The organism is Paenibacillus periandrae (assembly GCF_022458865.1).
Lineage (GTDB): Bacteria > Bacillota > Bacilli > Paenibacillales > NBRC-103111 > Paenibacillus_S > Paenibacillus_S periandrae.
Window position 1 is genome coordinate 88,291 of record NZ_JAJNMU010000011.1, and the last position, 22,382, is coordinate 110,672.

Annotated in this window: 21 protein-coding genes; 14 read left to right on the forward strand and 7 right to left on the reverse strand. The window is 45.4% G+C overall.

The genetic code is table 11. The features are described 5' to 3' along the window. Positions 1-26 precede the first annotated feature (26 nt). The 6 genes from LRL21_RS19295 to LRL21_RS19320 all read left to right on the forward strand — a co-directional run bounded on the left by LRL21_RS19295 (position 27) and on the right by LRL21_RS19320 (position 4,934). Positions 27-563 (forward strand): type 1 glutamine amidotransferase domain-containing protein, encoded by a 537-nt coding sequence (locus LRL21_RS19295; protein ID WP_240417439.1) that lies wholly within the window; start codon positions 27-29, stop codon positions 561-563. Between the two features lies 1 nt (position 564). Next, complete coding sequence (locus tag LRL21_RS19300) at positions 565-978, forward strand: VanZ family protein (protein WP_240417440.1); 414 nt, start codon at positions 565-567, stop codon at positions 976-978. A gap of 126 nt (positions 979-1,104) precedes the next feature. Next, positions 1,105-1,494, forward strand: a complete 390-nt coding sequence (locus LRL21_RS19305) for a hypothetical protein (RefSeq protein ID WP_240417441.1) — start codon at positions 1,105-1,107, stop codon at positions 1,492-1,494. 169 nt (positions 1,495-1,663) lie between these two features. Further along, the gene (ccpA, locus tag LRL21_RS19310) at positions 1,664-2,683 is read left to right on the forward strand and encodes a catabolite control protein A (RefSeq protein WP_240417442.1); all 1,020 of its coding nucleotides are present in this window, start codon (positions 1,664-1,666) and stop codon (positions 2,681-2,683) included. A 142-nt stretch (positions 2,684-2,825) separates the two neighbouring features. Continuing rightward, positions 2,826-3,527 carry a 5'-methylthioadenosine/adenosylhomocysteine nucleosidase gene (locus tag LRL21_RS19315; RefSeq protein WP_240417443.1) on the forward strand — a complete coding sequence of 234 codons (702 nt, stop codon included), beginning with the start codon at positions 2,826-2,828 and terminating at the stop codon, positions 3,525-3,527. 24 nt (positions 3,528-3,551) lie between these two features. Beyond that, the gene (locus tag LRL21_RS19320; protein ID WP_240417444.1) at positions 3,552-4,934 is read left to right on the forward strand and encodes a glycine--tRNA ligase; all 1,383 of its coding nucleotides are present in this window, start codon (positions 3,552-3,554) and stop codon (positions 4,932-4,934) included. 148 nt (positions 4,935-5,082) lie between these two features. Here the strand turns inward: LRL21_RS19320 and LRL21_RS19325 are convergent, their stop codons facing one another. Together LRL21_RS19325 and LRL21_RS19330 are read right to left on the reverse strand one after the other, a co-directional pair. After that, positions 5,083-6,261 (reverse strand): acetoin utilization protein AcuC, encoded by a 1,179-nt coding sequence (locus LRL21_RS19325; RefSeq protein WP_240417445.1) that lies wholly within the window; start codon positions 6,259-6,261, stop codon positions 5,083-5,085. Between the two features lie 27 nt (positions 6,262-6,288). Continuing rightward, complete coding sequence (locus LRL21_RS19330; protein WP_240417446.1) at positions 6,289-6,924, reverse strand: GNAT family N-acetyltransferase; 636 nt, start codon at positions 6,922-6,924, stop codon at positions 6,289-6,291. Between the two features lie 270 nt (positions 6,925-7,194). On the opposite strand from LRL21_RS19330, the gene acsA reads away from it, so the two are divergent. After that, positions 7,195-8,919, forward strand: a complete 1,725-nt coding sequence (gene acsA / locus LRL21_RS19335) for an acetate--CoA ligase (protein WP_240417447.1) — start codon at positions 7,195-7,197, stop codon at positions 8,917-8,919. 102 nt (positions 8,920-9,021) lie between these two features. Here the strand turns inward: acsA and LRL21_RS19340 are convergent, their stop codons facing one another. Continuing rightward, positions 9,022-12,279 (reverse strand): transglycosylase domain-containing protein, encoded by a 3,258-nt coding sequence (locus tag LRL21_RS19340; RefSeq protein WP_240417448.1) that lies wholly within the window; start codon positions 12,277-12,279, stop codon positions 9,022-9,024. Positions 12,280-12,820: 541 nt separating this feature from the next. Here LRL21_RS19340 and tyrS point away from each other — a divergent pair. Continuing rightward, entirely contained in the window at positions 12,821-14,077 is a 1,257-nt protein-coding gene (gene tyrS / locus LRL21_RS19345; RefSeq protein ID WP_240417449.1) for a tyrosine--tRNA ligase, read from the forward strand. A gap of 132 nt (positions 14,078-14,209) precedes the next feature. Here tyrS and rpsD read toward each other — a convergent pair whose 3' ends face one another. Next, complete coding sequence (rpsD, locus tag LRL21_RS19350; protein ID WP_240417450.1) at positions 14,210-14,809, reverse strand: 30S ribosomal protein S4; 600 nt, start codon at positions 14,807-14,809, stop codon at positions 14,210-14,212. Positions 14,810-15,138: 329 nt separating this feature from the next. On the opposite strand from rpsD, the gene LRL21_RS19355 reads away from it, so the two are divergent. The 3 genes from LRL21_RS19355 (at position 15,139) to LRL21_RS19365 (ending at position 17,044) form a co-directional block, all read left to right on the forward strand. Next, entirely contained in the window at positions 15,139-16,254 is a 1,116-nt protein-coding gene (locus LRL21_RS19355) for an aminopeptidase (protein WP_240417626.1), read from the forward strand. A 97-nt stretch (positions 16,255-16,351) separates the two neighbouring features. Next, positions 16,352-16,600 carry an HPr family phosphocarrier protein gene (locus LRL21_RS19360; protein ID WP_076235998.1) on the forward strand — a complete coding sequence of 83 codons (249 nt, stop codon included), beginning with the start codon at positions 16,352-16,354 and terminating at the stop codon, positions 16,598-16,600. A gap of 156 nt (positions 16,601-16,756) precedes the next feature. Continuing rightward, positions 16,757-17,044, forward strand: a complete 288-nt coding sequence (locus tag LRL21_RS19365; RefSeq protein ID WP_240417451.1) for an Fpa/YlaN family protein — start codon at positions 16,757-16,759, stop codon at positions 17,042-17,044. Positions 17,045-17,117: 73 nt separating this feature from the next. On the opposite strand, the gene cax is transcribed toward LRL21_RS19365, so the two are convergent. Further along, positions 17,118-18,164 carry a calcium/proton exchanger gene (cax, locus tag LRL21_RS19370; protein ID WP_240417452.1) on the reverse strand — a complete coding sequence of 349 codons (1,047 nt, stop codon included), beginning with the start codon at positions 18,162-18,164 and terminating at the stop codon, positions 17,118-17,120. Between the two features lie 193 nt (positions 18,165-18,357). Between cax and LRL21_RS19375 the strand changes: the two genes are divergently transcribed. Continuing rightward, positions 18,358-18,741 (forward strand): Asp23/Gls24 family envelope stress response protein, encoded by a 384-nt coding sequence (locus LRL21_RS19375; protein WP_076236001.1) that lies wholly within the window; start codon positions 18,358-18,360, stop codon positions 18,739-18,741. A gap of 58 nt (positions 18,742-18,799) precedes the next feature. Here the strand turns inward: LRL21_RS19375 and ftsW are convergent, their stop codons facing one another. Next, positions 18,800-19,969: a putative lipid II flippase FtsW gene (gene ftsW, locus LRL21_RS19380; protein WP_240417453.1), complete on the reverse strand. Its 1,170-nt coding sequence runs from the start codon at positions 19,967-19,969 to the stop codon at positions 18,800-18,802. A gap of 13 nt (positions 19,970-19,982) precedes the next feature. Further along, entirely contained in the window at positions 19,983-20,330 is a 348-nt protein-coding gene (locus LRL21_RS19385; protein ID WP_240417454.1) for a YugN family protein, read from the reverse strand. 207 nt (positions 20,331-20,537) lie between these two features. Between LRL21_RS19385 and LRL21_RS19390 the strand changes: the two genes are divergently transcribed. Together LRL21_RS19390 and LRL21_RS19395 are read left to right on the forward strand one after the other, a co-directional pair. Then, positions 20,538-21,701 (forward strand): amidohydrolase, encoded by a 1,164-nt coding sequence (locus LRL21_RS19390; protein WP_240417627.1) that lies wholly within the window; start codon positions 20,538-20,540, stop codon positions 21,699-21,701. A 111-nt stretch (positions 21,702-21,812) separates the two neighbouring features. Continuing rightward, a complete protein-coding gene (locus LRL21_RS19395) occupies positions 21,813-22,250 on the forward strand; it encodes a CBS domain-containing protein (protein WP_076236004.1) in 438 nt (145 codons plus the stop codon). Positions 22,251-22,382: the final 132 nt, after the last annotated feature.

Here is a 22,382-nt window from a genome sequence, read left to right on the forward strand (position 1 = left end):
TATGAAATCATGGAGGGATTCTTGCAATGGAATTACAAGGATATAAAGTGCTCGCTTTTGTTGATGAAGAATTTGAAGATTTGGAAATGTGGTACCCTGTACTGCGTCTCCGTGAGGCGGGAGCTGAGGTTCATCTTGTCGGACCAGCCGCTAATAAAGTATTTTACGGCAAATACGGAGTTCCTTTGACAACCGAATATGCTTTCAGCGAGGTTCAATCCAGTGATTATATCGGACTTTATGTTCCGGGTGGTTGGGCACCTGACAAGCTTCGTCGTTATGCTGATGTACTGCGCTTGACTCGAGAGTTCCACGAGGCTGTGAAGCCGATCGCCCATATATGTCATGCTGGATGGGTATTAGCTTCCGCCAAAATATGTGAGGGATATACAATGACATCGACACCGGGAATCAAGGACGATCTTGAGAATGCCGGTGCGATTTGGGTCGATGAGGAAGTCGTGGTTGATCGTAATATTGTTTCTGGCCGTAGACCTCCTGATCTGCCTGCATTTATGAAGGCTTATATTCAGGTGCTAGCCGAATATACAAAGAAGCTATAGTATGAGACTCACTGTTCGGTTTCTGCCTGCTATTGTGTGGATGGCAGCTATTTTTTACTTGTCTGCCAGAACAGGTGATGATATGGGGGGCTGGCTAAGCGAGTTTCAGCGTTTCATTCCATCTATGGAAGGGTTGGACTGGGGACATTTTCTTGCTTATTTTATTTTGTCCTTAACTTATGCCTGGGCTTTTGGAATTCATAGGCTGACCTGGGGTTACAAACTGATTGTCGTATTGTTGTGTGCGCTGTATGGCGTTACGGATGAGTTTCATCAATCCTTTGTGCCCGGTCGTACTCCAGATGTGATGGATATTCGCAATGATGCCATTGGTGCTGCTTTGGCAATGCTTTTCGTAACAATACCGAGCATTCGTGTTCGGTTTGAGAGATGGAAAGGTGCTAAATATTACTAGCCTGAATCGAGAAGGATTTTACCTCTGGAAGTAGAATAATTCTAGAAGGTCATAACAGCGTAAGGTCCTGCTGGAGCGATGAAGGAGTGGTATGAGTTGCATAAGGAATGCAAATGTGGCAGCACCATGAATATAAAGCTGCGTACTGTCATTTATAAAAACAAAGTTGAAATTGAGAATGTTCCGGTTTTTTCTTGTGAAGACTGTCGCCGAAGTGAAGTGCTTGCAGAGGTGAAGAGCGAGTTGACTGGAGTGATTGGAAAGCTGGAACAGACGACCAATAGGCAGCATATTCATTTTAATGATATTAGTGAAATTGCTCATCTGATGTTTAAAGTGACAGAGAAGCAGTATGCTGCAGATCCGGTCGAAAAAATTGTAGAAGAACGTATCAATGAACTGCTGGATCTGCTGCTGCTTGCTCAATCGTTACAGGATGAACCCTGGGTGGAGGATGTCCGCAAGCGGCTCGAGCAAATCTCCAAGCAATCATTATCACTGAATGATTCTCCATAATTAACGTAAAATGTGAAGTCAACTGCGGTGCAGTTGGCTTTTTTTGTGATTTTTTGTTACTATAAATGAAAGAAATCGTTCCTTTCATTGCGAAAAACCGTATTTTGTCGTATGATAAAATCAAATAAGTAAAGCACGCTGTTTTAATACACTTTACATACTGGAGAGAATGTCCGTGACTGTAACCATTTATGATGTAGCCAGAGAAGCAGGCGTTTCCATGGCAACCGTATCGAGGGTTGTGAATAACAATCCCAACGTGAAGCCGCAAACGCGCAAGAAGGTATTTGAAGCCATCGAACGTCTCGGTTACCGCCCAAATGCCGTAGCCAGAGGACTTGCCAGCAAGAAAACAACAACGGTTGGCGTTGTGATTCCCGACATTTCCAACACTATTTTTTCAGAGCTTGCTAGAGGTATTGAAGATATTGCGAACATGTATCACTATAACATCATATTGTGTAATGCAGATAAGAAGAAAGATAAAGAAATACGTGTTATTAACACATTGCTGGAGAAGCAGGTTGACGGTCTGCTGTTTATGGGCGGGGCTGTAACGGACGAGCATCTTCAAGCGTTCAAAACATCATCGGTTCCGATTGTATTATGTGCTACCAAGGATGACAATAATGCATTTGCTTCTGTAGACATTGACCATGAGCAGGCGGCCTTCGACGCAGTGAATTTATTGATCCAGAATGGGCACCGCAACATTGCTATGATCTCCGGTACGCTGCAGGATCCTGCTAACGGATTTGCCCGTTACCAAGGCTACAAGAGAGCGCTTGAGGCTGCCGACATTCCGCTTCGAGAGGATTACGTAAGAATAGGAAACTATCGTTATGAATCCGGATTGGAAGTTGCCAAGCATTTTCTGGAGCTGAGTGAGCGTCCAACGGCGATTTTTGCAGCGACGGATGAAATGGCGATTGGTGCTATGCACACGTTGCTGGATAGTGGTTTACGGGTTCCGGAGGATGTATCTGTCATCAGTGTAGATAACATTCGTATGGCTTCCATGGTAAGACCACAGTTGACTACGGTCGCAATGCCTATGTACGATATTGGTGCGGTGTCCATGAGACTGCTAACCAAGCTTATGAACAAAGAGACCAAGGATGCTTCGGAACTCATGCAGGTTATTTTGCCCCATGAGCTTATTCATAGAAATTCGGTGGCTCATCTCTAATATGAGCCTCCTTTCTTTTTATAGGCATTAAACAGTTCATAGAACAAGCAACGCTGCGGGAACCAGGGCATAGGCTATGCTTCACCAGGATGAAGCAAGTTTCTCATGGTCAACGGCAAAACTTTTTTAGGAGGATACCCGTTTGTCTTATGGTAAAATTGGCATTATAGGTGCTATGAAAGAAGAAATCGCATTATTTCTGGAGCATATGGAGCAGGTTGAGACTACGGAGAAGGCGGGGATTCAATTTCTGGAGGGGCTCTTGCATAACCAAAAAATCGTGCTGTGCAAATCCGGTGTCGGCAAAGTCAATGCTGCAGTGACCACACAAATATTGATTGATAATTTCGGAATCGATTCGATTATATTTACAGGTGTTGCCGGGGCAGTTCATCCGGATTTAAATGTTGGAGATATCGTAATCTCTTCCGAGCTGCTGCAGCATGATATGGATGTTACGGCGTTAGGGTTTCCGCGTGGGACGATTCCATATGAGGAAGTCTCGTTGTTTGTATCGGATGAACGTCTCAAGCAAGCGGCAATGGACGCCAGCAATGAGCTTTTCCCAGGTCGAGTACAAGTAGGGAGAGTCTTGTCAGGTGATCAATTTATTGCCAGCCGAGACACCGTTGCCAAACTCTATAGTGAGCTGCAGGGAACGTGCACCGAGATGGAGGGCGCCGCTGTTGCACAGGTATGCGCGATGAACAGTATCCCGCAGGTCGTAATCCGTTCAATGTCGGATAAAGCCGATGGATCGGCTGAAGTGAATTTTGCACAATTTACATTGCAGGCATCCGAGAATTCATATCGAATTGTCGATCATATGCTGAAGCATTTGTAACCATATAGAAGGAGAGAACGAATCATGACAGTTAGTATGGATCAGGTTGTAGCTTTAGCTAAGCATAGAGGTTTTATTTTTCCGGGATCAGAGATATATGGCGGATTAGCCAACACTTGGGATTACGGTCCGCTTGGTGTTGAATTGAAAAATAATATCAAAAAGGCCTGGTGGAAAAAGTTTATTCAGGAATCTCCATACAACGTAGGCCTGGATGCAGCTATTTTGATGAACCCGCAAGCATGGGTGGCCTCGGGTCACGTAGGTAACTTTAATGATCCTATGATCGATTGTAAACAGTGTAAAGCGCGCCACCGCGCAGATAAAATTATTGAAAATGCATTAGATGCAAAAGGGATTGAAATGGTTGTCGACGGCTTGTCGTTCGATCAAATGAGTGCTTTGATGGTCGAGCACCATATTGTATGTCCGGATTGCGGTGCTTTTGATTACACGGAGATTCGTCAATTCAACCTGATGTTCAAAACATTTCAAGGTGTTACCGAAGCCAGCTCGAATGTTGTCTACATGCGTCCGGAAACGGCACAAGGCATCTTCGTAAATTTCAAAAACGTACAGCGTACGATGAGAAAGAAGCTCCCGTTTGGTATCGGACAAATCGGCAAGAGCTTCCGTAACGAAATCACGCCTGGTAACTTCACGTTCCGTACTCGCGAGTTCGAGCAAATGGAGCTTGAATTTTTCTGTAAGCCTGGTGAGGATATGCAGTGGTTTGAGTACTGGAGAAACTATTGCTTCCAATGGCTGCTTAATCTTGGACTGAATGAAGACAATATCCGGATGAGAGATCATTCAGATGATGAGCTGTCCCATTACAGCAACGCAACATCGGACATCGAATTCAAATTTCCTTTTGGATGGGGAGAGCTGTGGGGCATTGCAGACCGTACCGACTACGATCTGAAGCAGCACATGCAGCACTCGGGCGAGGATTTTAACTATATCGACCAAGAGAGCAGTGACCGCTATGTTCCTTATTGTATCGAGCCTTCGCTTGGTGCTGACCGGGTTACTCTGGCATTTTTGATTGATGCTTATGAGGAGCAGCAGCTGGAAGGCGATGACAGCCGGACGGTATTACGTTTCCATCCTGCTTTGGCACCGATCAAGGCAGCAATCTTCCCGCTGTCCAAAAAGCTCTCAGAGGGTGCTCAGAGCGTGTTTGAGGGCCTGTCCAAACATTTCACGGTTGACTATGATGAATCAGGATCAATTGGCAAAAGATATCGTCGTCATGATGAGATCGGAACACCTTTTTGCATCACATACGATTTTGACTCCGAACAGGATGGTCAAGTGACTGTGAGACATCGTGATTCGATGGAACAAACGAGAATGCCGATCAGCGAGTTAAAGGGATTTATCGAGGAAAAGATCCAGTTTTAAATAATACGAATATGCATGTACAAAAGCCTGCCTCCATATTTGTGGAAAGCAGGCTTTTGTGTTACGTGTTTTACTTTGAAATGGCACATCCGACAGGCTCTGATTCTACCTGGTTAGGGGAAGAACACCGCGCTTCAGCATGCCCTGGTCATGGCAAATAAAGTGCAGCTAATTCTTTAATGTGTCGATTCTTTAATGTGATTTCATGACGGCGAGGCATGGGATCCCACTCATCTGTACAATCCAGCCATGTTGCAGGCAGCACGTCAGGGCACTCTTGCTGCCACTGATAGAGCCACGCTGCTGGCAGCTTTAGCGTTGGGTCCTGCTCAATCTGATCCAGTAGCGGATGATCGTTCATTTCAAGCCAGAGGAGACTCCAGGCACGAGGAACGACCCGCCAGATATCATACCCGCCGCCACCAAGCGCTACCCAACGTCCCTCGCAATACTGATGGGCAAGCTGATGAATCAGCCGCGGCATCGCTTTATAAATATTCATGCTGCAGTGGATGTGGGACAGGGGGTCATACGCATGCGCATCACAGCCGTGCTGGGACACGATCAGATCAGGCTTGAAATGGTCAATAGCCTTGTTAAGAATTTCCTCGAGACATTCCAGCCATGAGGCATCCTCGGTATAAGGCTCCAAGGGTATATTGATACAGGTTCCGAAAGCAATGCCTTCGCCTCGTTCATTTACAGCACCAGTCCCGGGAAACAAATATTTTCCGGTTTCATGGATGGATACCGTGCATACGTCCGGATCGGTATAAAAGCTCCATTGTACGCCATCGCCATGATGAACGTCAGTATCGATATACAGTACGCGCGCGCCATACTGCTTCTTGGCGTGCTCTATGGCTACAGACGCATCGTTATACACACAGAAGCCGGCACCTTTGTTTGATAATGCATGATGGAGTCCGCCTCCCAAGTGCAAGGCATGCTCGGAGCGTCCGCTCATCACCGTATCGACAGCCAGCAGGGAGCCTCCAACCACTGTGGAGGTTACGGCATGCATTCCCTGAAAATAAGGCGTATCCTCCGTATCCAGTCCGTAACGACTGGCCTGATGGATGGCCTCGGGATTCGGAACAGCTTCACTCAGTAATTTGACTTCGTTTATGTAGTCAGCACTGTGAACGGCCAGCAACTGCTCATCGAGGGCTGCGGTGGGCGATAGTATGGCTTGATCAGGCAGCGTATCGAGACTGCGCAGCAAATCAACGGTCACCTTTAACCGTTTTTGATTGAAGGGATGATCCTCATTAAAGCGATATCCCGTTTCACTTTCATCATAAATAAAAAATGCTGGAATCGTCATTATTTACGCCCCCGGGTATGAATACAATCAGTACATAAAACGTTGCTGAAATCGGACACGATCGAACTGCTCGACAGAAGCCAGGGGCACCTGTTTACCTACACGGACCATCAGACAGTTGGCAGGATGTGAGCATATTTCGGGATCATCTGTAGCAAACCAGACCATATCTACACTTTGCATCAGCTTTTCCATCATTTTGCGGTAATCCCACACATTCAACCCGCTTTTTTCCAAGTCCCAGTGCCAATAATATTCAGTAGTAAAAGTGATGACATTTTCCATTTGGCCATCCTCAAAGGCAAGTCGGATCATACGTTTTCCGAGTCCAAGTCCGCGATAATCATCGGCAACCTCAATAGCTCCTAACTCTACTAAATCCTCCATATGACCTTGCGACCAGCGTTCCATTTCGTCTGCATAATGAAAAGTTACATAACCAATGATAAGATCTTCAATTCGTGATACAATGATGCGTCCTTCTGGCAGCTCAGCGATTTCAACGAGAGCGATAAACTGCTCGGGAGGACGTCGAAATGCGTCCAGATCGGGGTGCATCCGGTATTGCGCTAATTGCTCAGGCGGAACAGGGCCTTCTACAACAATCGAAGAAGAATTGCTGCTCGGGACAAGCTGCGAATGGTATATTTTTATATGCTGCATGCCGTTCTTCTCCTTTCAGAGGATAAAGCGAGGTTCATAGGTTACCTTATCGCAGATTATAGCATGTGAGGCAGCTTCTTGGAAGCCGTCTGGTCCAGCCAGCTACCCGAAAAGGGTCAGCACACAGCTCAGCCGAAATTTTGTGCAAGAAGAGTTAGTCGGATAAAACGGGATATGGTATAATAGCCATTGTATAAAAGCTAACAGTTCGATAAAGGGCTTGTAAGCGTTTTATCGAGATCAATTGTTAAAATTCGGGAGGCACTTGATATGGATCATACGAACATTGAGAGTATTGAAGCGGTTTCGACATCATCGAATATGAAAGATTATGAACAGGAACGTGCAAATTTCAGCTGGGAACAGATTGAACAACAATTTACCTGGGCGACTACCGGAAAAGTAAATGCCGCATATGAGGCCATTGACAGACACGCCGAGTCCTCCAGAAAGGATAAAATTGCTCTTCATTATAGTGACGACAAGCGTGAAGAATCCTATACGTATCAACAGATGAAGGAGCAATCCAACCGATTTGGGAACGTGCTGCGCAAGCTCGGTATCACCAAGGGAGAGCGCGTATTTATTTTTATGCCGCGTACACCTGAGCTCTATTTTGCTTTGCTTGGCTCGATTAAGGTAGGTGCAGTGGTAGGTCCTTTGTTTGAAGCCTTTATGGAAACCGCTGTTAGAGATCGTCTGCAGGATAGCAGTGCCATTGCGATCGTAACAACTCCTCAGCTTGTATCGAGAATCCCTGTAGCTGATCTTCCCGATTTGAAGCATATTATTATTGTAGGCGACAATCTTGAGCTATCTGAGGGACAAGTCGACTTCCACAAGGAAATGGCGCAGTCAACGGATCAGTTGGATATCGAATGGGTGGACCGCGAGGATGGTTTATTGATTCATTATACTTCAGGGTCAACAGGCAAGCCCAAAGGCGTATTTCATGCGCATAATGCAATGCTGCAGCATTACTATACCGGCCGCGTAGTGCTTGATTTACAGGAAACGGATGTATATTGGTGTACAGCGGACCCTGGCTGGGTTACGGGTACTTCTTATGGGATATTTGGCCCTTGGTTGAATGGGGCTACCAATGTAATTCGCGGCGGTCGTTTCAGTCCACAGGACTGGTATCGTACCTTGGAGAAATTTGGTGTAACGGTCTGGTACAGCGCTCCGACTGCCTTTAGAATGCTAATGGGAGCTGGGGATGAGGTATCCACAAGCTTTGATTTATCCAAGCTTCGCCATGTACTTAGCGTTGGAGAACCATTGAATCCTGAAGTAGTTCGTTGGGGGTTAAAGGTGTACAATCAACGGATTCATGATACTTGGTGGATGACGGAGACTGGCGGACAATTAATTTGTAATTACCCATGCATGGCTATACGTCCAGGTTCCATGGGTAAGCCGCTTCCTGGTGTTGAAGCTTCCATTGTCGATGATTCGGGTAATATTCTGCCACCCTACAGAATGGGCAATTTGGCCATTAAAACACCTTGGCCATCCATGATGCGTAAGATTTGGAACAATCCTGCCAAATTCGAAGAATACTTCCGAATCCCGGGCTGGTACATTTCGGGAGACTCGGCCTACTATGACGAAGACGGTTACTTCTGGTTTCAAGGTCGTGTGGATGATGTGATCAATACGGCAGGCGAGCGTGTAGGTCCGTTTGAAGTAGAAAGCAAGCTGGTTGAACACCCGGCTGTAGCTGAAGCTGGAGTCATAGGCAAGCCAGATCCGATGCGAGGTGAGATTATTAAAGCATTCATCGCATTGCGCGAAGGCTACACACCTTCTGATGAGCTTAAGACGGAAATATCCAGGTTTGTAAAAGAAGGGCTGTCAGCACATGCAGCGCCTCGTGAAATCGAATTTAAAGATAAGCTTCCCAAAACACGCAGCGGCAAAATTATGCGTCGTGTTCTCAAAGCATGGGAACTGAATCTGCCTACCGGAGATTTGTCCACAATAGAAGATTAATATCATTTGCTTGATGCAGTTTAAAATTATAATAAAAAACACCCTCTCATGATCTAGCGTTCATCCATATGAACATTGATCGCGAAAGGGTGTTTTTTATATTTACTTTTTGAATCTGACTGCAGCTGACTGCTTCGATTCACCTAAATCGTTCGCAGCTGTTATCTTATAAAAACCATCATAGACAGCGGCGTAATAGCGGAATTCCGTACCGTTGCTAATAGTACCCAGTTTACTGTAAGTACCTGTTTCTTTGTCGCTGTAATAAATGGTGTACTGCTTAACCTTGTCTTTGGCTGGGTTGGCTTTCCAGCTTATGACTAGGCCAGCTTCGACCGCTTTAATAGACATGCCCGCAGGTGTGTCAGGAACCGCTAATGGCGGTCCTGGGGAGAATAAAGATTCTCCCTGATTCGGGGTACCTGGGGCAGCGCCATTATTGGTACCGTTGTTGTTCGAACCTGCTTCCGGCTTACCTGGGCCATTCGTACTGCCATTCCCTGTTGTGCCTGTTCCTGGCGCAGCAGTACCTGTGGCCGTGTTTCCACCTGTCGAAGCAGCTCCTGTAGGACTACCTGTCAATGGAGGTGGCAGAATTGCTCCAGACACATCGGGAATGAGCGACAATGGATCCACTGTAGAACCATCCGTAAAGGAGGCTTTGCTTGGAGCAGATTCTTGACCTCCAACGTCCACGGCAGTTACATAATATCCGAATACACCGTTTCCTGCAGCCTGATCTGTAAATTTGGTCTCTTCGCCAGCAAATGTGATTTTGCCGCCAAGACGCTCGAAAGGACCGCGATTGAGAGAACGGTATAGACGATAACCAACGGTGTCCGGACTGCTGCTAGCTTGAAATGTAATAACGCTTGTATCGCCTGCACGTGTTGCAACAACCGTAATGGGAGATACAGGTGGCTTGCCATCATCGACCCGAGGATCATTCTCTGTTGGAGCGTCATCTTCGTAATCGAGAGGGCGATAATGATCAATGGAACGACGACGATCAGGTGAAACCTTTTGCATAATCTCCTGTATTTGCTTGAGAATGCCGCTGACGGATTTTTCACGTTTGATTACCGTTTTTTCGGTCACAAATTCGGCAGGGGTCGATTCCTGAGCGATGTAGTTAATTCCGTTAAACGGAATAATTGATAAATTTATAAAAACATTATCCTCAACAGTAGGAATATATTTTCTGTTGAATATATCGGTAACCAGCTTCCCGGATTTGGAAGAGGCGGCGCTCGGAAGCTTTCCTGAATAACCGGAAACCGTCATTTCTACAATATTTTCAGGCCGCTTGAATGTCTTGGTTGGAAAGTATTCAGGTTTTTTATTCACAGCGTCATTCATAACTAACGCCCAGATGTTTTTAGCCCGCGAGGTGCCACCTGTACGGCTGCTTAGTTTGTGAACAGGAGAATCATAACCTGCCCAGACACCTAATGTAATATCCGGTGTGTAACCCATGAACCAAGCATCTGCATCATCCTGTGTTGAGCCTGTTTTACCAACAATAGCGATTTTTCCATACTGTTTAAATTTGCTCATCAAATCTGTTGCTGTACCAGCCGTAACCACTGTTCGCATCATATCTGTCATCAGATAGGCAGTCTGCTCAGAGAACAGGGGAGTCGGTTTGGCCTCATGCTCATAAATAACCTTTCCTGTGGAGTCGGTAATTTGTTGAATCATGAACGCTTCATTATGGACACCCTTATTGGAAATCGTGTTGTAGGCGTTCGTTAACTCCTTGACCGAAACTCCATTGCGCATCCCCCCAATAACTCCTGTTTGTGCGGAGTAATCTTCTTTGGCAATGGATGTAATCCCCATTTTTTTGGCTAAATCCCACGCATTCTCGATACCGACTACATCCAAAAATATTTTTATGGCCGGTATATTGTAGGATTGATTGAAGGCTCTGCGTGCTGTGATTAAACCATGGAACTGGTTATCCCAATTCTCCGGTATGTGATAGCTACCTCGGTCCTTCAATAGAATAGGAACGTCGTCAATAATCGAGCCAGGCTGTATCGCGCCTTTCTCCATAGCGGGAATGAAAGCAGCGATTGGTTTCATTGCCGAACCTGGTTGACGGTAAGCTTGAGTAGCATGATTCATTTGCTCCGTAAAGAAATCACGGCCTTCCATCATGCCAAGAATAGCGCCGCTCTTCGAATCCATCATAACTGCCCCGATTTGTTCTACGCCCTTAACAGGATCATCTGGAGTGAAATTGGCAGGGTTTTCAGCAATATCGCGCATGGACTCATAAATATCCTTGTCGAGCGTTGTGTAAATTTTGTAGCCCGCCCGCCCTAACTGGGCTTGGGTGTTTCTCAAAGCTTCGTTGTAAGCATCGGAGTTCGGCTGAGCGCTGAGCTTCGGATCCTGTACGGAGAGAATCGCTTTGGCTGCCGCTTTTTCCATTTCGATCATCAAATATGGATAGGTGGAGTAAGCCTTCTTGACCGGCTCAGCCAATGAGCCCTGCAGGTCAAAATCCAGTGCCTCCTGGTACTGCTGCTGATTGATCTTATTTTCCTCCAGCATACGCCGCAGTACGAGCTGTTGTCTTGTTGTGGCCCGTTTAAATGCAGCCCCGTCGAATTGTCCCTTACTGGAAAATGCAGAATAATTGCTTGGAAGCTGAGGGACTCCAGCTAAATAGGCGGCTTGAGCAATGTTGAGCTCCTTCAAATCGGTGATATTGAAAATCCCTTTAGCCGCCGCTTTGATCCCGTAGGCGTTGTAACCGGATGAACCATTTCCATATGGAATTTTGTTCAAGTAAGCGAGCAGAATTTCATCTTTCGACATCAGTCGCTCCATCCGCATCGCCAAAAAGATTTCTTTGGCTTTTCGGCTATCCTCGCGATCCAGCGTTAAAAACACACGCCGCGCGAGCTGCTGGGTTATCGTACTGCCCCCTGTTTGAATATCTTGTTTCATCAGCTTTTGATAAATGGCTCTTGCTGTTCCTTTAAAGTCTATTCCATTGTGCTCGTAAAAATTTTTGTCTTCAATGGCAAAGACGGCATCAATAACTTGCGGAGGAATGTCTTCAAGCTTGGCCATAAGCCTATCTTCTTCTCCGCGGAGCTGTCCGATAATGGAACCGTCATTGAAATAAACAAAGCCCGAGAGTGCGTTTTCCTGAACCTGAGCGGTCATGGATTCCTTGCTTCGGATAGGCTCTTCCTTGACGAGTGCGGAGACATAACCAAAGGCCACGCCGCCTCCCAAAAATCCGGCTATTACGCAAATAATCAGTATCCACTTGATGGTGATGAGCGTATATTTGACGATACTCCATATTACATGCCAAGCTGTAAGTTTCTTTTTCTCCATTTCCATCTCCATACCGATAACAATTCCTCCCGATTTTGGAACGACATACGTGGTTTATTATACCACAAAGGAACTCACGATGGACACTAGTGTTCGACAATTACTTCGGTATTATGTTTGACAACGCAAAGTGGTTGTGATATAAATCATGTAACCATATATGGAAAAATGCATTGATGGACTTTAAGTAGGGGCTCCTTTACAGAGCTGATACAGCAGTAGAATAGGGTACAAAGCTTGGCAGAGAGTCGGTGGATGGTGCGAACCGATACTTGATCTTATTCGAATTACCGTCCGGAGCAGGGAGAGGGAACGCATGGGATGTTGCTCAGCTTTTGTCGAGCCATTGTCAATGTCAGTAGCTTTCTGTCGGGTTAGACCCGTTATCGTTGTCGAGTGAAAGCTTAGGCAAAGCTGCGTTTGGTGCAAGCTTTAGTGCCGGCTTTAATTAGGGTGGTACCGCGAGCAATAGCCTTCTCGTCCCTTGTGGATGAGAGGGCTTTTTTTGTATGTATGGATATTATTGAGGAGGCGGCAGATTATGGCAAAATGGGAAGAGCTAACAGCAGAGCAGCAGCAGGAAGTGGAAAGGCAACTGTCGTGGATTCGTCGCGGTGTAGTTGAAATTGTACCGGAGGATGAGCTTAAACAAAAAATTATCGGATCTGTGGTCACAGGCAAACCGTTGAAAGTAAAGCTGGGCTTAGATCCATCCGCTCCCGATATTCACATCGGTCACACGGTAGTTCTGCATAAGCTTCGCCAGTTCCAGCAGCTAGGTCATCAGGTGCAGTTGATCATCGGGGACTTCACAGGACGTATCGGTGACCCGACAGGTAAATCGGAAACACGCAAGCAGCTGACCGAAGAGGACGTCAAACGTAATGCTGAGACCTATCAGAAGCAAATCTACAAAATTCTCGATGCTGATAAAACCCAGCTTTATTATAACTCCGAATGGCTTGGACCGATGAGCTTTGTAGATGTTGTCCAGCTGTCAGCGAAAGTTACCGTAGCACGTATGATGGAACGGGACGATTTTTCCAAACGTTATGCAACGGGACAAGCCATTCATGTTCATGAATTTTTCTACCCGCTGATGCAGGGCTATGATTCGGTTGCGTTGAAAAGCGATATAGAGCTTGGTGGAACGGATCAGAAGTTCAATTTGCTGATGGGACGTACGCTGCAAAAAGAATATGGCGTTGCTACCCAGGTAACCATTATGACTCCTCTATTGGAGGGGCTGGATGGTGTTAACAAAATGAGCAAAAGTCTTGGCAATTACATTGGAATCGATGAAGAGCCGAATCAAATATACGGAAAGGCCATGTCGATTCCCGACGAGCTGATGCCCAAATATTATGAGCTGGCAACTAGCATGAGTAATGAAGATCTGAAGCTGCTGCAAGAAGGACTGCTTGATGGCAAGGTTCACCCTCGTGATGCCAAGATGCAGCTGGCTCGCACGTTCGTAAGCATGTATCACGGAGAGCAAGCAGCAAGCGACGCACAGCAGCACTTTGTTACCGTATTTCAACAGCGTGCGCTGCCCGAGGATATTGAGGAATTTGTAGTAGCTGCAGATGCTCTGGAGGATGGTCAAATCGGTATCGTGAAGCTGCTGGTAACCCTAGGATTATCTGCTTCAAACAGTGAAGCTCGTCGCAGCATACAGCAGGGCGGAGTCAAGATTAATGAGCAAAAAATCGAGGATTTGAACACGAGTCTTACTTTGCAGGAAGACGATATCATTCAGGTGGGCAAGCGTAAATTTGCCAAAATTAAGCTGGGCTAATACAAGATGTCATGATCATACTGATCCTTCAGCAGAAGTGAATGGAGTTAGTATAAAAAATTGTGTGAGTAGAAGATACAAAAAACTGGATGCCGAGGCATCCAGTTTTTTGTATCTGATTGAAATAAAAAATTAACGGCTGTAGAACTCGACGATTTGCTTTTCGTCAATTTCTTGCGGAAGCTCAGAGCGATCTGGTAAACGAGTAAATTTACCTTCTTGAGCAGCTTCGTTATATTCAACATAAGCAGGCAGGTAGTTACGGTTAGTTAAAGCTTCTTTAACGGAAGCGATGTTACGGCTTCTTTCACGAAGGCTTACAACATCACCAACGCTTAATGTGTAAGAAGCGATGTCTACTTTTTTACCGTTAACTGTGATGTGACCATGAGCAACCAATTGACGTGCTCCTGCACGGGAGTGAGCAAAGCCCAAACGGTAAACAAGGTTGTCCAAACGGCTTTCCAACAGGATCATGAAGTTTTCACCTGAGATACCTTGTTGCTTGCTTGCTTTGTCAAACAAGTTGCGGAACTGCTTCTCGTTCATTCCATACATGTGACGAAGCTTTTGCTTCTCTTGAAGTTGAACACCATAACCGCTCAGTTTTTTGCGTTGTCCTGGGCCGTGTTGACCTGGAGGGAAAGGACGTTTCAATTCTTTACCGGAACCGCTTAGGGAAATACCCAGACGACGGCTTAATTTAAATTTAGGGCCTGTGTAGCGTGACATGTATACGAGCTCCTTCGTTCCATTAATGGATTTAATTTTTGTTTGGTTAGGTTTTCTTCGGGTGAAGCATGTGCCCAATTTCGTTTGAAGCCATGAGCGAATGGTATCGCTCGGCATCTGTCAGGAGTCACAGCCGCTGTCCTGCTAGCAACAAAATCAGTGAGGGTGTACACATGACTTCCACCATAAACGACTAACCTAAATACAATTTAGGCTAGTGCGTTCTCGACTTCTTATTTTATAAGACGATACCCCTCTATGTCAAGTGGTGCGTTGATTTATTTTAATTCAATAAAATGATACACTAGGCTGAAAAGGAGATGATGGCTTTGCGAGATCCGCGTTTGGAACTGTTGGCTCGAAACCTGGTTACATATTCTCTGGATGTTCAGCCAGGGGAGAAAGTGTTGATAGAAATGATCGGCTCGGAAAGAGAAATCGTTAGCTGCTTGGTAGAAGAGGTATACGCTAGAGGAGGTCTTCCGTATGTTGAACTGATCGACCCTGTCGTGCAAAGCGCGATGCTGCGTTCGATAACCCGTGAGCAGATTGAGCACTGGGCAGAGTTGGATCTGAAGCGCATGAAGGATATGAGCTGCTATGTGGCCATTCGTGCAGGCTCTAATGTAAGCGAGATGTCGGATGTGCCTGAGGAGCAGATGAAGCTGTATGACCTTTATTATCGTAAACCGATACATTTGGAGCAGAGGGTCAAGAAGACGCGCTGGGTCGTTCTGAGGTATCCGAATGCTTCAATGGCGCAGCTCGCCGGAATGAGCACAGCCAAATTCGAAAATTTTTATTTTGACGTATGCAATCTGGATTATGCTCAGATGTCGATGGCGATGGACCCGCTGCAGGCGCTTATGAACCGGACAGACCGTGTACGGATCGTATCGCCGGGTACGGACATTGAATTTTCGATTAAAGGCATCGGATCGGTCAAATGCTGTGGCCGACGGAACATTCCAGACGGTGAAGTGTATACGGCACCCATTCGCGATTCAGTCAATGGAACGATCACTTATAATACTCCAAGTGTAAAGTCGGGGGTTACTTTTGAACAAATTGTTTTTCGTTTTGAAAATGGCAAGATTGTGGATGCCACAAGCAATAATACCGAGCGCTTGAATCAGGTGCTGGACACGGACGAAGGGGCGCGTTATATTGGAGAATTCAGTTTGGGCTTCAACCCTCATATATTAACTCCAATGAAGGACACGCTGTTTGATGAAAAGATTGACGGGAGCTTACACTTCACCCCCGGCCAGGCTTATGAGCAGGCTGACAATGGAAATCGCTCATCCGTACACTGGGATCTTGTATTGATACAACGCCCTGAATATGGGGGCGGTGAGATTTATTTTGACGATGTGCTGATCCGTAAGAATGGTCGTTTTGTGATCGAAGAGTTGGAAGGGCTGAATCCTGAGCATTTGAAATAGTAGTTGCGATTTGCAGTTATCCAAGGTAAAATCAAAGAAAGAAAGCGATTTATTTTTAGTTGTTTTGATGTCGCTGATACATATGGAGGGATTCAAAATGTCAAGTGCCAATAACGCAGCAATCGTTGAAATTTCCCAAACTGCTAACAAATTCAGATCATCCATTGTTTTACAGTATGAGAACAAGTACATCGATGTTAAAAGTATTCTGGGATTGTTCACGACTTTGTTGACTAGCAGTGATTATGATCTGCATGTGCACGGTCCTGACGCGGAAGATGCTAAGAAAGCTATGGCAGAAGTGTTCGCTAAGCATAACTTGCAAATTAACAGTATCCAAGAATAATGGTAAAAAGCACTTCCATCTTAGGATGGAGCTGCTTTTTTCTTTTAATTGCTCCATTTTGGACGATTATCAGAGAAGATGATGGACGACTCTCTTGTGTATTGGGACATTTTCGACTAATATTAAGCTATGAAGTTCGTTCAGGGGGGAAGCTCGATGTCATCATCCGATTTGTTACTCAGCCTATCACAGAAAGCATTTCTTCTTCTTCAAGAGGATGCTGATAAAATCGAAAAGCTCATCGAAGTACAGATGGAGAATTTGACCACGCGCAAATGCCCTTTGTATGAAGAGGTGTTAGATACTCAGATGTACGGCTTGTCAAGGGAAATTGATTTTGCCATTCGTGCTGAACTGGTTTCAGAAATAACGGGGAAGCAAATTTTGATCAAGCTGGAAAGAAATTTGGCGGAACTGTACGAGGCATTAAGCAGAAAAGAGTAGCCTTCTTATACAGAAGGTTACTCTTTTTTTTGAAATTACTGCCATACAGCAGACTGGCAGATATATGTAAATTTTATACAAGGAAAAATGCGATGCCCAGTATACAATAAACGACTAACAGAAGCACGCCCTCATACCAGTTAGTTGACCCGTCCTGGGAAATCGATTTAGCGATAATCGCCGCAACTCCAATGGCAACGAGCTCGAATGTGGTGAACACAATGTCCATGGTTTTGCCAAAAAACAGGGAAATGAGCACTAGCACAGGGGCTACAAACAGGGCAATTTGCAAGGAGCTGCCGACAGCGATTTCTACAGCGGCCCCAATCTTGTTCTTGCGAGCAAGCATGACAGCTGCGCTATGCTCGGCGGCGTTACCGATAATCGCAATAACGAAGGCACCGACAAATAGTTCAGACAATCCAAATTGATGCGTGAAGACTTCCAGCGTTCCGACAAGCCACTCGCTCTGTACAGCAACCATTGCTGTTGCCAGAACCAGAAAGAAGATCGATAGTCCTTTGGACCACGCAGGCTCACCATGCTCAACAGCTTCATCGGCAAGCTCATTCTTGTGGGTAACCATCGAAAAATACAGCCAGAGCAAGTAAGCAGCTATCAACACAACTGCGACCGTGATGCTGAGGGTGGACATTTTCAAAGTTGTCAGGGAGCTTGCAAAAGCAGCTGGTACAAACAAGGCGATCACAGCCAGCAGCATCAAGGAACCATTATGACTCGCAAGCTTAATATTGAAGTTCTGTTCCTTGTACTTCAGTCCTCCGATTAACAGGCTAAGTCCGAGAACCAGCAGCAGATTGCCGATAATAGAACCGGTAATGCTTGCTTTGACAATCTCGAATTTACCTTCCTTGACCAGAAAAAAGGCAATGATTAGTTCCGCTGCGTTTCCAAAAGTGGCATTTAAAAAACCACCAACCCGTTCTCCTGCATAGTGCGCCACGCTTTCTGTAGCTTTACCGAGAAATCCCGCAACAAAGATGATAGCGATACAAGAAAGTGCAAGCTGCACGGCAGAAGGGAATATCCCTGAATAATGGGATACTGCGCTTAATAAAAAGCTCGCAATCAGCCCAATGCTAAACAAATGACGCTTCATGTTGATCCCCCCTTGTCTAAAGTATACCTGTTAACAATAAAACCTATTCTACTATACCCATTTAAAGGAATTCCGTAAACATAGCAACGTATAGGAACAGTGTGCAAAATAAGCCGAAGTTTGTCCGATTAAAGTTGCTTTCCCTATGGGAAGTCATTACAATATGAATATAACCCACTAAGGAGTGATCCATATGTCCGAAGAAATACAAACAGGTATTATCCGCATTTCAGATGATGTTGTTTCAACAATCGCAGGCTTAGCTGCGTTGGAAACTTCCGGGATCGCTGCGATGTCGGGAGGCATTTCTGAAGGGTTAGCTAAAAGACTGAGTGGTAAAAATGTGCAAAGAGGTGTCTCGGTCGAAGTAGGTCAAGTAGAGGCTGCCATCGATTTACGTGTCATAGTGAATTATGGCTCCAAGATTCAAGAAGTATGTAGCGAGCTTCAGCAGAACGTTCGTGATGCCGTTGAAAACATGACAGGATTATCCGTTGTCGAAGTTAATGTGAAGGTTGAAGGGGTTGCTTTCCGCGAGGAAGAAGTACATGTGGAAGAAGCACTTCGGGTGAAGTAATCAAATCGATCACTGGACTGGCATAGAAGCCGCACAAAAAGAGAGCCCTTGCACGAATCTAGGCTCTCTTTTTTGTTTCCTTTTCCGGTTTATTATATTCTCGGGATATACTAAGTAGAATGCCGAGGCTGATGAGCGTAACCAGCATGGATGAGCCTCCATAGCTGATTAAAGGCAAAGTAACACCTGTCAAAGGAATACTTCCCGTAACACCACCCAGATTGATAAGTGCTTGTATGGCAATCATGCCGATAATTCCAACCCCTGCCAACGTTCCAAATAGTTCATTACAACGAATGGCAATCAGCAGGCCTCTCCAGAGAAATGCCAAATAAATGAGAATAAACAGCGAGCTTCCAATAAAACCAAGCTCTTCACCAATTATCGAGAATATAAAGTCATTATGCGCTTCAGGAAGATAATGCAGCTTTTGAATGCCTTGACCGAAGCCTGCACCGGAAATACCGCCGTGACCGAAGGCGTATAAAGATTGTACAATCTGATAGCCGGTATCAAGTGGGTCTGCAAAGGGGTCCATAAAAGAAGTAAACCTGTCCAAAAGATAGCTTTGACCGCTTAATTTGGTTTTAATAACATAAATTGCAATACCGATCGACAGCACAAATGCACCAGCAGCGCCTAACAAAAAGATATGCTTTAAATTGGCTCCTCCGGCTATAATCACGATGGAAGCGCAGAGAACAAGAATCATTGTCGAGCCGCGGTCGGGTTGGAGAAGGATTAAGGCTGATACAAAGCCGACAATTGTCAACGCAGGAAGCAACCCTTTTTTGAAGCTGCGAAATTTATCCTCTTTTTTGCTGATTAACGCAGCCAAATAAAGAATGACTCCCAGCTTGGCAAATTCGGCCGGCTGTATCCCGAAACCGGCAATAACGAACCAGCTTCTAGCGCCGTTTACTTTATTTCCGAAAATAGGGACCAGCACCAGCATAATAACGACTACGATGAAGGCTGGGGCAATCCATTTTTTCAAAACATTATAATTAATATTCATACAAAAAAACATGGCTACCGTGCCCAATGCAATCGCGGCTGCCTGGCGGATCGCCAAATACGACGGATCATTGAGCATAGTAGCCGTAACGGAATCATAACGCGAGTAGGCCATGCTGGCACTAAAAACCATGGCTAGTCCGAAGCATACTAAGGAAAAGGCTAAAAAAAGCAACAGAAAATCCGGTGTTCCTCTTCGCTGGGAAGTCATGAGGCCCTGCCCATTACAAGGACAATTCGGTTTTTAGCTGTGTAAGCTTTTGTGTTGCAATTTTCATAATGCTATCCGGTACCGGGGATTGATAATCCAGACCGTGCGGGAATGTAGCTCTTCCAATATAAATATGCTCTATGTAAAGAATGGCATAGGGGGATTCGAGCTTGCCGGATTCTGTGCGTGTATTGATTCGCAGAAAATATTCGCTTTGATCTGTCTTGTCAACCAGCTTCAAATCATAAGTAGCGCGCGTATATTCCCACTGCCAGCGAACAAAACCTAATTTGGATGAAACCTCATCTAAATGAGCCAAATCGCTTTTAAGTCCTAATAAACCGTTTTTTTCAATAATCATTGTAAAGTCCTCCTAAAAGTTTTTCGCAGAAAAACGATCTCTATAATCCTTTATTCATGATAGTATGTTTCCCAAACTTGTGCAAGCCTATTGCTACTTGTGAAGGTTTCATGACAATAAAATTTGAAGTTCTTGTGACACATAGATGAAAGCTGTTGGCTTTTTTGTTAAAATAGGTACATCCTAACAAACCGGAGGTATCAGATGATGGAATCTTTATTGCAAGCTATAGATCTTATCGTTCCCCAGATGATCAGCTGGCGGCGTTATTTGCATCAGCATCCGGAGTTGTCCTATCATGAACGGGAGACAGCGGCCTTTGTGGCACGGCACTTGGAGCAGTGGGGACTCAATGTACGCACAAATGTCGGTGGGCATGGTGTCGTAGCTCGGTTAAAGGGAAATGGCAATGGTCCTACAGTGGCCCTGCGTGCGGATATGGATGCCCTGCCTATTCAGGATGAGAAGACCTGTGAATACGCATCAAAACATAAAGGTATTATGCATGCCTGTGGACATGATGCGCATACTTCTACTTTATTGGGTGTGGCCAAGGCCATGTCAGAAAATCAAGAGGTGCTGAAAGGTGACGTTGTTTTCATATTTCAGCATGCGGAAGAACAAAGTCCCGGCGGCGCAATTAATATGATCAAGGAAGGTGCATTGGACGGAGTTGATTATGTGTATGGAATTCATCTGTGGACACCATTTCCTGTGGGTACTGCGTATTCCAAACCGGGTCCCATGATGGCCGCGGCCGACGAATTTGAAATTGTGGTAAAAGGCAAGGGTGGTCATGGAGGGCTTCCGCATCAAACGATCGACAGTATCGTCATCGCTTCGCAGGTTGTCGTAAATTTACAAACCATTGTAAGCCGCAGCGTGAGTCCAACCGAGCCCTGTGTTGTTTCTGTAGGCTCTTTTCATAGTGGAAGCAGCTTTAATGTTATTGCCGAGTCGGCCGCTTTGAATGGAACCGTGAGGACTTATGATCCTGAACTACGTCTGGATGTAAAAGACAGGATGGAGCGGATTGTCGGACAAACCTGTGAGATGTATGGGGCGGAATACAGCTTTGATTATAAAATGGGCTATCCGCCGGTTGTCAACGATGAGGGTGAGGCGAGCCGGTTTTTGCGGGCCGGAGAAAAGGTTGTTCCTGTGAAACCTTCACCACTTATTATGGCTGGAGAAGATTTTGCTTATTACTTACACGAGCGTAAGGGCTGCTTTATGTTTGTGGGGGCGGGCAATCCTGAACAAGGAATTGTTCATCCGCATCATCACCCTAAATTTGATATTGATGAAAGCTCGATGAGAGACGCGGCGCGTTTATTTATTGCCATGGTTATGGACTGCCAGAATGGATAGAGGTTAATCGAATGGGAACGGACAGTTCGGGGAAATCTATGTCTGCGGCAAAAGCACGGTTATTTTGTTTGAACCGGCTTGCGTCAGACTATACTCCGGGAGGAAATTCGCATGGGTGCATCACTAATCAAGGATATCATGACAAAGCAATTTGCTACGGTCACTCTAAAAGATAACGTATATGAGGTTGCCGTAAAGATGAAGCAGGAGGACACGGGATTCATACCTGTCGTTGAAGGAACCAAATTAATTGGTGTCATTACCGACCGGGATATCGTCATTCGTGGTCTGGCCGAGAAAAAAGAAGGCTCAGCAGCAGTTGAAAACGTGATGAGCAGCACGCAAATTACAAGTGCAACTCCTCAAACCACAATCGACGAGGCTGCCAAGCTGATGGCCAAACAGCAAATTCGCCGGTTACCTGTTGTGGACAACGGAAAGCTGGTCGGGATCGTATCGATTGGTGACCTTGCAGTAAGAGACAAATTCGCGGATGAAGCTGGCGAAGCTTTAAACCAGATTTCTGAAAAAGAAAAAGTGAAGATCTAATTTAATTTCTGCTATTATCCTGCATGTAGTGAATATTTAAGTTCTCCCTGAACATTATGGGGGAACGTTTTTTTTGTTGTAATGTTAACGTGTGCAATGTATAATAAACGTGTGCAAGAAAATGCTTACAAT